Consider the following 11,955-nt stretch of genomic DNA (forward strand, 5'->3'; position numbering starts at 1 on the left):
CGGAGGGGCACAAACCAACGTGGCGGATCAAGCCCCCATCATCCGATCGAGCTCGGCATGGAAGTGCCGCAGGCGGCCTTCCTGCTCGCTCCACAGCGGCCCCTTGAAGCCGCGCGAGCGCGCGCCCTTCTGCACCACCGGCAGGAGATCGCTGTCCTGATCGAGCACTTCGCCCAGGCATGGCGGTTCGCCCAGCCCGGTGTGGATCACGTCCGGCCGGGTGCGGCCTGAAAGATCGACGTCCTCGCCCATCCCCATCCACGCGGGCGCCGAATAGCCAGGCGCGTCGACATGGCGGTAGAGGATGATCGTGTCGTAGGTGAACTGGTTCGGGTCGGTGGCATGCGGGATGAAGCGGTGGAGGAACACCGCTTCCGGATGGCAGCCGATCTGCACGTTCGGGAACACCGAGTAGACCACCGAGTCCGAAAGCTGGCTGTCGCTGAACCGCTCATAGCGCAGGCCCAGCTCGTCCGAGCGCTTGCGCTTCGCCTGCTGCACCGCCGTACGGGTCTCGCGCGCGCTGCCCTCGTAGGTTTCGGGATCGATGCCCGCATCGCGCAGCATCATTTGGATCCCGGGATTCACGCTTTCCTGATCGGGGAAGCGCGGGCTCGGCTGGGCAAACGGCACGAACTGGCGGCTGAGCCCGCCCGGCCACAGGTCGATCTGCGTGCGGTCGTCCATCAGGCACTGCGTCTGCGGGTGCACGGCATGGAGGTGGTAGATCTCGGCAAAGGCATCGACCCCGCCCTTCCAGTTCGAACCCCAGTCCGACCGGCGGTGCTGCACCACGTACATCTGGTCGATCTCGTAGAGTTCGAGCTGGTCGAGGACCGGCCCGAGAAACTCCGCCAGCGGCTTGATGTCTTGGTCCATCGAAAGGAACACGAAGCCCGCAGCCACTTCGCAGCGCACCGAGGAGAGATCGGTGCCGTGGCACAGCACTTCCGGGCGGAAGGTCTCGGCATCGGTGACCTCGACGCACTTGCCGTCGAGCGCGAACTTCCACGAATGGAACGGGCAGGTGAAGCGGCTCAGCGAGCCCAGATCGGCCGTCACCAGCTGGCTGCCGCGGTGCGGGCATACGTTGTAATGCGCCTTCACCGAACCGTCCTCATCGCGCACCACGATGAAGCTCTCCGGGCCGATATCGAACTTCATGAAATCGCCGGGTTCGGGAATGTCGGAGACCGGTCCTGCCAGAAGCCAGCTCTTCGCGAAGACCTTGTCCCACTCCTCGGCGGCATAGGCGGGGCTGACATAGCGGTCGGGCGAAGGCCGTCCGGTGCCGTTGTCGATCCGCGGCGCGCGCGCATCGAAGGGGAAGCGCTTGCCGGTGTGAATGTCCCAAAGGTCCAAGGCGTTCATTGTCGTTTCCCGATCATGATTGCGGGCCGCCATGCAGTTTCCCCGCATGGCGACCCGCAGACTTTAGCACCTGCCCGAAGCCGCCATCAGGGACCGCGGAACTTCACACCCACTTCGAGGCCATAGTAGCGCGGTGCGCCGAAGTTCGAGTTCAGCCACAGGCCCGCCACGTTCTGCGAAGCGATCCGGTAGCGCTCGTCGGTCAGGTTCCGGCCGATCGCCTTGATGTAGTACTTGTCGTCAACCTGCGAGAGCGTGAGCGACGCGTTCACCAGCGTGCGGCTGTTGAGGAACGTGTTGCCATCGATATCGGTGATCGACTGGGTGTTGAGGTTCTTGGCCGTGTAAGCTGCCGAGGCATTGGCGATGATCTTGTAGTTCGAACCGAGCGGCACTTCGTAGGCGCCATCGATCGTCCACTGCCATTCCGGCGCACGGTCGAGCGGCGCCTTTGCCAGATCATAGCCGGCACCGTCTGCCGTGTACTTGTTGTACTTGCCGTCCTGGTACCCCAGCACGCCGCGCAGGGTGAAGCCCTTGAACAGGCGCGCGGTCGCCTCAGCCTCGATGCCCTTCACCGTGGCGCTTGCCGCGTTGACGAACAGGGTGACCTGGTTCGGGTTGCCGTTGACCACGATCGGCACGTTGAGCTGCTTCTGCAGATCCTTGTACTTCACGTAGAAGCCGGTGAGGTTGAAGCGCAGGCGGTGATCGAAGAGCTCGGTCTTCACGCCGGCCTCAAACGAATCCGCTGTTTCCGGCCGCGTTGCGCGCGCCGCTTCGCGGAAGGCATTGAGGTCGCTCGCGAAGGCCGCGAAGCCGCCGATCTGGTCGTTGAAACCACCGCTCTTGAAGCCGCGCGAATAGTTCAGATAGGCATAGATATCCGGCGTCGCCTGATAGCCGAGGGTGCCGCGGAAGGTCGGCTTGTTCGACTTGTTGTTGACCGTGATCACGTTCGCCGGGAACTTGAACACGCTCGCGCCGAGCGCTTCGTTGACCGAGATCGAGGGATCGAACCCGCCGCCCAGTTGCGGAATGAACGCCTGGTTGCGGCCATACCAGGTCTTGTCTTCCCAGGTATAGCGGAAGCCGCCAGTCAGCGAGAGCTGCGGAGTGATCTTGTAGGTGCCTTCGGCGAAGACCGCCTTAGAGCTGGAACGCTGCGCGTTGCACAGGATGTAGGGCGTGTCGTTCCAGTTGCCGAAGGGCAGGGGCCCGCCGGTAAGATCGAGGAAGCCGAGGATCTGCGCCACGCAGAAATCCACGGTCTCGCGCTGGTAGAACCCGCCGATCACCGCATCGAACGCCGTGCCGGTGTTGGTGGCAAAGCGCAGTTCCTGCTGGAAGGTCTTGCGGTTGTCGTCACGCGTCGCATCGAAGAACGAGAGCGGCGTGCCGTCCTTGCCGATCGGCGCTGCACCCGCATAGGAGTTCGGGATGCGCGAGAGCTGGCGGCGCCAGCCGGTGACCGAGGTCAGCTTGCCGAAATCGAGATCGTAGTCGGCATTCAGATAGAAGCCGTCGACCGAGATCCGCTGGCCGTCCTTCATCTTGATGAGGCCGTCCTGACGGAACGAGATGGCCGCGTTGTCGAGCGGGTCACTGCTCGCCGGGTTCTGGCGGATCACCTTGAGGATATCGGTGAGGAACGGGGTATTGCCCTTGTAGCCATAGTTCTCGTTGACCGAAGGCACGGTCTCGGAACGATCGCGCAGATATTCATACTGCGCGAGGATGCTGAGGCGGCTGGTCGGCTGCCACAGCAGCTTGCCACGCAGCGTGGTCACGTCCTTGCCGCCTGCACGGCGGCCGTTGAGGCAACCCGAAACGCCCGAGTAGTTGCTCGGCACGAAGCTGACGACCGGGCCGTAGCAGGCGCCGTTGCGGTAGTAGCCGTCCGAGGTTTCCGACCCGGCGACAACGCGCAGAGCCATGTTGTCGAAAACCGGGATATTCGCGGCCAGCTGCAGCTTGCGGGTCTGGAACGAACCGAACTCGAAGCGGCCGTCCACGCCGATCTTGCCCAGCTCGGGGCGCTTGGTCTTGACCGTCACCGCGCCGCCGGTGGTGTTCTTGCCGAACAGCGTGCCCTGAGGCCCGCGCAGAACTTCGACCTGCGACACATCGAAGGTGTCGAGCAGCTGGGTCTGCACCGAAGGCACCACGAAATCGTCGACGAGCACCGCAACCGGCGGCTCGAAGTAGACGATGATCGAGGTCTGACCGACGCCGCGCATCGCGAACGAGGCGGCGTTGAAGTTGGTGATCGTGTTGGCCGAGAAGTTCGGCACGAAGGCGGCGAGATCACCGATATCGCGCGGGCTCGACTGGCGGATCAGGTTGGCGTCGACCGCGGAAACCGCGACCGGGGTGCTCTGCAGGTTCGAACTGCGCCGCGTGGCGGTCACCACGATCTCGTTCAGGCGATCGCTCGCCATTTCTTCGGCGCTCGACTGCGGCTGCGCCGCCTGCGCTGGCGGTGCTTCATTTGCGCCGCCCGCTGCCGCGAATGCCGGTGCCGAAATCATCGCTGCAGCAATTGCGCCGAATGCAGCCGACCAGCGAAGGTCCCTCAGTGCCATCCCCATCTCCTCATGCCCCGCATTTGCCCCATCATCTGGTTGCGGTGTGGCAGCAAGGATAACCCGGAGCGCGCATTTTGCAAGCAGACATGTATGTTTTTTTAGAGAGGGCTCAGTCCTCCCCGCCCACTGCGGCGGGGCGCCGCCGCGGCCGCCCGCGCCAAGGTTTCCTCAGGCGTAAAGGGCTAAACAACGAGACCCGCCGCCATTGCTTGCCCGCCTGCCCCGGCTCAACCGGACTGCGCGCAAGGCTCCATACATTCATGATTGTTTTCAGATCGGGTCCGGCTATCATGCGGTCCAAAGCAGGGCTGCAACCAAGTGGCCGGCGGGAGAGAAAGCACGAAGGATGCCCAGTCCGGGAGCCGATCTGGAGGCGCGTGTCGCGCGGCTGGAGGCAGAATCGCAGATCCGCCAGCTCGTCGCGCGCTACAGCTTCGACATTGATGATCGCCGCATCGATGCCGTGCGGGCGCTGTTTGCAGAAAATGCCGTGCTGCGCTCGCATGACGGGGTGATGCACGCGGCAGGGCCCGATGCGATCATGGCCCAGTTCGATGGCCGCTTCGCGGTCCTTGGCCCCGGGCACCATGTGATGCACGATATCCAGATCGATTTCGTCGACGAGGATAACGCCACCGGCCGCGTTGCCGGCCATGCCGAACTGATGCGCCACGGCCGGATGATGGTTGCTGCCATCCGCTACGACGATCGCTACCGCAAGACGCCCGCCGGCTGGAAGTTTGCCGAGCGCGTGATCGGCTTCCTCTACTACGTGCCGGTCGAGGCCTATCCCGGCATCCTGGGGAGGCCTGACCGCAACCACGCCTACGCCGAACCCAAGCTCGCCGACTATCCCGAACGCCTGCCCAGCTGGACCGCCTACGAGGCGGCGCACCGCACCTGAAAGAAAGATCCGATGGCCTTTTCCTTCCTCTCCCGCTTCCGCATCCGCGCCGACAAGGAAGCCGAATTCATCGCGCTTGCAAGGGACATGGAGGCGCTCGCCCCGTCCGAGCCGGGTACGCTCGCCTATCAGTTCTACCGGCTTGCCGAACCGGGCATGTTCGCGGTCTACGAACGCTTCACCGACGAGGAAGCGGACAAGGCGCACGTGGCATACCCGCACAACCAGCCGCTGATCGAGCGGATGATCGCCTGTATGGACGGGTCCTACACGCGCGAACTGCTCTACGATCTCTGACCCGCCAAATAGGGCTGACACCATGTCCGGAAAAAGTTTCATCGCGCAGCTGCGCACCAAGCCCGAGAAGCGCGACGAACTGATCGCGCTCCAGACCGAGCTCAAGAAGCTGGTCTTCGCGAACGAGCCGGGCGCCGTCGTCTACGAACTGTTCCAGTCCGACGAGGACCCCGACCTGTTCCAGTGCGTCGCCACCTTCAAGGACGATGCCGCGTTCGAAACGCACATGCACATCGATTTTCACGACCGGCTCGTGCCGCCGATCCTCGCCTGCCTCGCCGAGGACATGCAAATCGCGTTCTACCGTTCGCTTGATTGAAAAGGCCTCTCGCCATGCTGCTCAGAACCAGTCGTCTCGCGGTCCTTTCGGGTCTTGCCGCGCTTGCCCTTGCCGCTGGTCTCAACGCGGCGACCCCGACGCGAATCAAATCGACCGAAGAGATGAATTCCCGCGCGGGTCCGACCATCAATCCCGAGACCGCGCCCGGCCGACCGCTGTTCGAGCAGCACTGCGCGATGTGCCACCTCGGCGGCGTGCCCAAGGCGCCCTCACCCAACTTCCTTGCGATGCTGGCGCCCGATGCCATCGTTTCCGCGCTGACGAACGGCGTGATGCGCCAGCAGGCCGCAAGCCTCACCCCGGCGGAAAAGATCCAGGTCGCCGAGTACCTCACCAAGACCCCCTACGCCTCCTACCAGCGCCCGGCCCCGCCGCCGCGCTGCAAAGGCGCGGCGGCGAAGTTCGACATGACCGATATTCCGGCTGATATCGGCTGGGGGCATGACAACCGCCGCTTCATCCCCGCGAATATCGCGGGCCTCGCCAAGGCGGATGTGCCCAAGCTGAAACTCAAATGGGCCTTCGCCTACCCGGCCGCCACCCACATCCGCTCACAGCCTACCGTCGCGTGGGGCACGCTTTTCGTCGGCAGCCAGGACGGCACCATCTATGCCTTCGATCCGGACACCGGCTGCACCAAGTGGACGACGCGCCTCAGCGCAGAAGTGCGCACCGCGATCGTGGCGGATGCGGCCACCAAGCGCCTCACTTTCGGCGATCTCCTCGGCAAGGTCCACGTGCTCGACGCGCTGACCGGCAAGGAGATCTGGGCGAGCCGCATGAGCGACCACGCCGACGCCACGATCACCGGGACGCCCACGCTGGGCGGCGGGCTGCTCTACGTCCCCGTCTCCTCGCTCGAGGTCGTGCAGGCGGGCAACCCGGCCTATCCCTGCTGCACCTTCCGCGGCTCGGTCGTCGCGGTCGATCCGGCAACGGGCGCGGAAAAGTGGCGCGCATACACGGCAGGCCAGCCGGTGCCGCAGGGCAAGACCGCGGACGGCACCCCGATCCTCGGCCCCTCAGGCGCGCCGGTGTGGAACAGCCCGACCTATGATGCCGCAACGAACCGCGTCTACTTCGGCTCGGGCGAGAACTACTCGACCCCCGCCGACGACGGCTCGGACGCGGTCTTCGCGGTCGATGCGACCACCGGCAAGCGGATCTGGAGCACGCAGCTCACCCTCGGTGATGCCTGGAATGTCGGCTGCATGATGGGCCTTGGCTCGTGCCCCAAGGAAGGCGGGCCGGATTACGACGTCGCCGCCTCGCCGCTGCTGATCGATACCGGAGCGGGCGCAAAGATGCTCGTCATCGGCCAGAAATCCGGGCAGGCCTGGGGCCTCGATCCCGAAACCGGCAAAGTCCGGTGGATGACCCGGCTCGGCCACGGCGGAACGCAGGGCGGCGTCCACTTCGGCATGTCGGCCGAAGGCAGCCGCGTGTTCGTGCCGATCAACGACATGGCTGATACCGGCGACGCGCGCCTCTATGATCCGGCGATCCGCGGTGCCGGCCTCCATGCGCTCGATGCCAAGACCGGCAACGTGATCTGGCAGGCCAAGGCCAAGGACAACTGCGAGGGCCGCAAGTTCTGTGATCCGGGCATTTCCGCGGCCGTCACCAGTATCCCGGGCGTGGTCTTCGGCGGCCACCTCGATGGCATGCTGCGCGCCTATGACGCCGATACCGGCGCGGTCCTGTGGCAGTACGATACCACCCAGCCCATGCCTGCGCTTGGCGGCCAGACCGCCAAGGGCGGCTCGATGAGCGGCCCCGGCGCGGCGGTGTGGAAGGGCAAGGTATTCGTGAACTCGGGCTACGGCATGTACAGCCACGCACCCGGCAACGCGCTGATGGTGTTCGAGGTGGCGAAGTAAGCGGCAGGCACGAAAAAGGGGCTGGTGGAGCGATCCGCCAGCCCCTTTTTCATGTTCCGAACGCTCAGCGCTTCTTCACTTCGAACTCGATGTGCAGAGCCTTCAGGCTGCGCAGCAGGAAGTGCGGGTGGACCGAGAAGTCGTTCAGACAGTCCGCAAAGTGCATGTCCTCGAACCGGTCGACCACCGCCTGGAACCCCCACGCAAGCTCCCGCCGTGCGAGTGGTGCACCGAGGCAGTGATGCGTGCCTGAACCGAAACCCATGTGCGCGCCGGCCTTGGGCCGATCCAGATCGAGCTTTTCGGGGCATTCGAACGCCCGCTCGTCCCGGTTCGCTGCGGCAAAGCGCACGTTCACCAGCGCGCCCTTGGGGATCACCGTGCCCTCCAGCTCGGTATCATGCGCGCAGAACCGCATTAGGCTCTGCACGGGCGATTCCAGCCGCACCACTTCTTCCACGAACGTCTTCATATAGCGCTCGGGATCGGACTTCAGCTTGTGCCAGACGTCCTTGTTCTCGATCAGCAGCTTCATCCCCGCCGCGAGCGCATTTGTCGTCGTCTCGCTGCCGCCGACGAAAGTATCGGCCATCATCTCGGCGTGCAGCTCGTTGTCATTCAGCGGGCGGCCCCAGCCCTCGATCACGGTGTTGACCAGCACGCTGATCAGCGAGTCATCGGGCCTCTCCCGCAACCGCTCGAAGATCGGCTGGAAATAGTGCTGCGCCTCGATCTCGCGGTCGACCATCTCGATCTCGTCTTCCTCGGGCAGCATCATCGAGATGCGCTTGAAGAAGGCGTCGGTCCACCGCTTGATCTTCCACATGTCCTCGCGCTTCGCGCCCATCTGCTCGCCGATGATGTAGAGCGGCAGCGGCACGCAGAACTGGCTGACCCATTCGCAGCGTCCGTCGGCCACGAAGCCGTCGATCAGCTCGTAGGCCAGCGTTTCCACCAGCGGATCGATTTCCTTGATCCGGCTCGGCTTGAACGCCTCGTTGAACATGGCGCGCATCTGCTTGTGGTTGGGATCATCGCGCCCGCTCAAGGTCGGCTCTGGCAGCCAGCCGCGCTCGTTGAAGCGCGCGACCACCTTCTTCTGCCGCTCGACATTGGCCGAGAGCGTCTGCAACCCCGCCGTCTTCGGGCTGCTCGGGAAATTCTCGGTATCGAGCAGCACCCGCCGCACGTCCTCGTAGCGGGTCACGACGTAGATGTTCGTCCCCGGCTGGCGATAGGCGGGGGCCTGATCCCGCAAGCGACGGTAGGCCTCATAAGGGCACTGCTGGACCGCCGGATCGAACAGGTTGACGCCCAGTTCTTCGGAACCATCGCTCATCGCACGACCACCCGCTCTTCACCCCAGGGCGCGACCACGCCTTCACGCCGGAATGCATCGGGCAATTCCTCGACCATGTGCAGCGTCGCCGCCAGTCGGCCGAATCCCACGAAGAAGGCGCAGGTCATGCCCAGTTCGACAATCTCGGACTCGCTGAAATGCTCGCGCAGGCTTGCATACATCGCCTCGTCGATGCGCAGATGGTCGGTAGCAAACGCCTCGCCGAAGCGGATCGCGGCCTTTTCCGCCGGGGTCAGGTTCTCGGCCTCCTGCGGCCGCTCCAGCGAGCAGACGAGGTCCTCGGTCACGCCGTCTTCCAGAGCATCGGTATAGCGGATCGCCATGCAGCTGCGGCACTGGTTGAAGAAGGCGACGCGCAGCCGCACCAGCTCGACCAGCTTCTCCGGCAGCTGGCGGTGCACCTTCAGCGCCCCGGCGAACTGCATCATCCCCAGCACCTGATCGGGACAATGCGCAAGGAAGCGGATCATCCCCTGCTCGATCTCGGTGCGGTCTTCCGGCTTCAGCGCCGCGCGCAGGCGCGGGTCCCAGTCCTCGGGCGCAATCTTGGCGACGCGGGTCATGACATGATCTCCCATAGCCGCTGCCAATTATGGTCTTGGCAAAAGTGAGCATGGCAGCCCGCGCATTGGTCATGCACCATCCCCTGCACAACAACTGGCGATTTGGATAAAGCCGGGGGAGAGGGCCATGCGCCACGTCAATCACGAGCTGAGCCCGATGGCGTGCCCGCACGCGCTGGCAGACGTCGACCTCTTCGCTCCCGGTGCTGCCGAGCACTGGTACGAGGCCTATGCCATTCTCCACGCCGAAGCGCCGGCGCTGCGCCTGCCCGGCGAGGGCCTGACCCCGGACCGCGACGCCTTCATCCTCTCGAAGTACGAGGATATCGCCCGCGTCGTCCGCGATTGGGAGCGGTATCCCCCCACGCTTTCGCTCCTGCTGGAGGCGCGCAAGGCCGATCCCGCCTCGGTCCGCGCGATGCCCGATATCGACGCCATGGTGAAATCGATCGCCTCGCTGCGCCCGGGCCCCGAGCTGTGGCGCGCACACCGCCAGCAGCTAACGGACCCGTGGGTCGGCCCTGGCGCAAAGCGCCACGAAGCCATGATCACCGGCCATGTCGATGCCCTGATCGACCATTGGATTGCGGGCGACGGGTTCGATTTCGTCGCCGATTTCGCGAGGCCTTTGCCCCAGCGGACGATGGCCAGCGTGCTCGGCTTCCCGCTCGAGGATGTGAAGGACCTCGAGATCTGGGGCAACGCGCAAGTCATGTCCTATGTCCACGGCTGCGGGCACAACAACGTGCTCACGCCCGATCAGAGCGCCGAGAAGTTCCGCTTGCTCGCGGGCTTTTCGGACTATGTGCGGGACCACGTCCGCCACCGCCGCGCCAATCCGGGCGAGGACATGATCTCGTTCCTGACGCAGGTCCACTACGAGGCGCTCGACCGCAAGCTCACCGACGACGAGATCGACGGTATCGTCTACGCCATGGTCATCGGCGGCCTCGAAACCACGCAGTACGCGCTTGTCGAACAGGCCCAGCTCCTGATCGAACGCCCCGGCCTGTTCGCCAAGCTCAAGGCTGACCGCGCCCTCATCCGCCCGTTCACCGAGGAAGGCATGCGGCTTCGTTCGCCGACGCAAGGGCTCTCCACCCGCATCACTTCGCAGGACGAGGTCTTCCAGGGCGTTCCTGTCCCCGCCGGCTCCACGCTCCACCTGCGCTGGGGCGCCGCCAATATCGACCCCGACGAATTCGACGCCCCGCTGGAGCTCAAGCTCGACCGCGCCGCCGTGACGCGCCACCTCGCCTTCTCGGCCGGCCCGCGCGTCTGCCCCGGCTCGGGCCTCTCGCGGCTCGAACAGACCATCGCGTGGAACCGCCTGTGCGACCGGCTCGCCGCGCTGGACTACGCGACGGGCAACACTTTCCTCCACCAGCCGGGCATCATGCTCGGCACGCTCGCGCTTCACTGCACTTTCGAACCGGAGACCACGCCATGACCACCCTACTCGCGCACATCAGGATCAAGCCCGGCACCGAGGCAAAGTGGGAGGCGATCATGGCCGACATGGTCCACCAGACCATGACCACCGAAACGGGCGTCAGGCGTTATGAATACTGGAAAGGTGAAGCGGCGAACCTCTACTATTGCCTGCTCTCGTTCGACGACAAGGCCACGTTCTACCGCCACCAGATGTCACCCCATCACGAAGGCCACGATTTCGCCGCCGTGCTCGAGGACATCCGGCTGGAATATGTCGACCCGGTCAAGGGCGCGGGCGGGGGCCTGCCGCCCACGGTCGATACACCGCTCCCGGCCGATGCCGACGCCGACCTCAGGACCGCGCAGGAGCGCTTCCCCCTCACCATCCCCGCATGGTGGGGCACCCGCGCATGACCGCTGCCGCGTCGCTCGATGATCTGCTCGCCAAGGACGCGATCATCGACGTGCTGGCCCGCTACGCGCGCACGCTCGATTGGCTCGACGAGGAGGGTCAGGCCAGCTGCTTCTGGCCCGACGCCGCGATCGACTATGGCTTCTTCAAGGGCAGCGCGGCCGATTTTGTGCCCGTGGTCATGGCCATCGAACGCCGCAGCGCGCGGCGCTGGCACCTCAGCGGCCCGCCCGCGATCCGACTTCTCGATGCCGCCCACGCAGAGGTTGAAACCTACGGCCTCACGGCCGGTGCGCGGCAGGGCGAAGACGGGACCTACGCCGGCACAATGTATGGCGGACGCTATCTTGATGCCTTCGAGAAGCGCGAAAGCGAATGGCGCATTGCCCGCCGCGACTACATCCTCGATTGGTCGCACCCGATCCCGGAGCAGCCGGTGTTCGATCCGAACGCGGCCTTCCCGCTGCCGATCCTCGAGATCCTGCAAGGCGGGCATTCGCAATATCGCCCGATTTAATCTCGCCCCTCCCCACTTGATCCGCATCAATGTCCACCGATCACCCGACGCGCATAACCCCTCCATACCCAAGCGAAGTGGAGGACCCATCCCATGTTCAAGAGCAATATCGGCGATGCCGACCGCGTGATCCGTCTGGCGCTCGCCGCCATGCTCATCGTCTTCAGCCTCATCGCCGGGCATCCCGCGATTGCGCTGGTGGCAATCGTACCGATCGTGACGGCCTTCGCAGGCATCTGCCCGCTCTACAGCGTGCTTGGTCTGCACACCTGAGCTTGCCCCGGCGCGC

The 11,955-nt window shown here is 64.9% G+C and carries 12 protein-coding genes; 8 read left to right on the forward strand and 4 right to left on the reverse strand.

Annotated elements, in window-relative coordinates; all coding sequences use genetic code 11:
- Positions 1 to 27 precede the first annotated feature (27 nt).
- Entirely contained in the window at positions 28 to 1,371 is a 1,344-nt protein-coding gene (locus AQZ52_RS00740; RefSeq protein WP_067906053.1) for an aromatic ring-hydroxylating oxygenase subunit alpha, read from the reverse strand.
- Positions 1,372 to 1,457: 86 nt separating this feature from the next.
- Positions 1,458 to 3,956, reverse strand: a complete 2,499-nt coding sequence (locus AQZ52_RS00745; protein ID WP_067909135.1) for a TonB-dependent receptor — start codon at positions 3,954 to 3,956, stop codon at positions 1,458 to 1,460.
- Between the two features lie 349 nt (positions 3,957 to 4,305).
- On the opposite strand from AQZ52_RS00745, the gene AQZ52_RS00750 reads away from it, so the two are divergent.
- Genes AQZ52_RS00750 through AQZ52_RS00765 form a run of 4 tightly spaced genes read left to right on the forward strand, consistent with a single transcriptional unit; the run spans position 4,306 to position 7,380 of the window.
- The gene (locus tag AQZ52_RS00750; RefSeq protein ID WP_067906054.1) at positions 4,306 to 4,863 is read left to right on the forward strand and encodes a nuclear transport factor 2 family protein; all 558 of its coding nucleotides are present in this window, start codon (positions 4,306 to 4,308) and stop codon (positions 4,861 to 4,863) included.
- A gap of 12 nt (positions 4,864 to 4,875) precedes the next feature.
- A complete protein-coding gene (locus tag AQZ52_RS00755; protein ID WP_067906055.1) occupies positions 4,876 to 5,160 on the forward strand; it encodes a putative quinol monooxygenase in 285 nt (94 codons plus the stop codon).
- Positions 5,161 to 5,182: 22 nt separating this feature from the next.
- A complete protein-coding gene (locus AQZ52_RS00760) occupies positions 5,183 to 5,479 on the forward strand; it encodes a putative quinol monooxygenase (RefSeq protein ID WP_067906056.1) in 297 nt (98 codons plus the stop codon).
- A gap of 14 nt (positions 5,480 to 5,493) precedes the next feature.
- Positions 5,494 to 7,380, forward strand: coding sequence for an outer membrane protein assembly factor BamB family protein (locus tag AQZ52_RS00765; protein WP_067906057.1), 1,887 nt, complete (start codon positions 5,494 to 5,496; stop codon positions 7,378 to 7,380).
- A 64-nt stretch (positions 7,381 to 7,444) separates the two neighbouring features.
- On the opposite strand, the gene AQZ52_RS00770 is transcribed toward AQZ52_RS00765, so the two are convergent.
- Positions 7,445 to 8,719: a cytochrome P450 gene (locus AQZ52_RS00770; protein WP_067906058.1), complete on the reverse strand. Its 1,275-nt coding sequence runs from the start codon at positions 8,717 to 8,719 to the stop codon at positions 7,445 to 7,447.
- Entirely contained in the window at positions 8,716 to 9,303 is a 588-nt protein-coding gene (locus AQZ52_RS00775; RefSeq protein WP_067906059.1) for a carboxymuconolactone decarboxylase family protein, read from the reverse strand. Before AQZ52_RS00775 ends, AQZ52_RS00770 begins: the two co-directional genes overlap by 4 nt.
- Before the next feature lie 127 nt (positions 9,304 to 9,430).
- Between AQZ52_RS00775 and AQZ52_RS00780 the strand changes: the two genes are divergently transcribed.
- The 4 genes from AQZ52_RS00780 (at position 9,431) to AQZ52_RS00795 (ending at position 11,939) form a co-directional block, all read left to right on the forward strand.
- The gene (locus tag AQZ52_RS00780; protein ID WP_067906060.1) at positions 9,431 to 10,753 is read left to right on the forward strand and encodes a cytochrome P450; all 1,323 of its coding nucleotides are present in this window, start codon (positions 9,431 to 9,433) and stop codon (positions 10,751 to 10,753) included.
- Positions 10,750 to 11,151, forward strand: a complete 402-nt coding sequence (locus AQZ52_RS00785) for a putative quinol monooxygenase (protein WP_067906061.1) — start codon at positions 10,750 to 10,752, stop codon at positions 11,149 to 11,151. The genes AQZ52_RS00780 and AQZ52_RS00785 overlap by 4 nt, the downstream gene beginning before the upstream one ends.
- Positions 11,148 to 11,666 carry a nuclear transport factor 2 family protein gene (locus AQZ52_RS00790; RefSeq protein ID WP_169793699.1) on the forward strand — a complete coding sequence of 173 codons (519 nt, stop codon included), beginning with the start codon at positions 11,148 to 11,150 and terminating at the stop codon, positions 11,664 to 11,666. Before AQZ52_RS00785 ends, AQZ52_RS00790 begins: the two co-directional genes overlap by 4 nt.
- Positions 11,667 to 11,759: 93 nt before the next feature.
- Positions 11,760 to 11,939 (forward strand): YgaP family membrane protein, encoded by a 180-nt coding sequence (locus AQZ52_RS00795; protein ID WP_067906063.1) that lies wholly within the window; start codon positions 11,760 to 11,762, stop codon positions 11,937 to 11,939.
- The last annotated feature ends 16 nt before the right edge of the window (positions 11,940 to 11,955 follow it).

It is taken from the genome of Novosphingobium fuchskuhlense, from assembly GCF_001519075.1.
Taxonomy (GTDB): Bacteria; Pseudomonadota; Alphaproteobacteria; order Sphingomonadales; family Sphingomonadaceae; genus Novosphingobium; species Novosphingobium fuchskuhlense.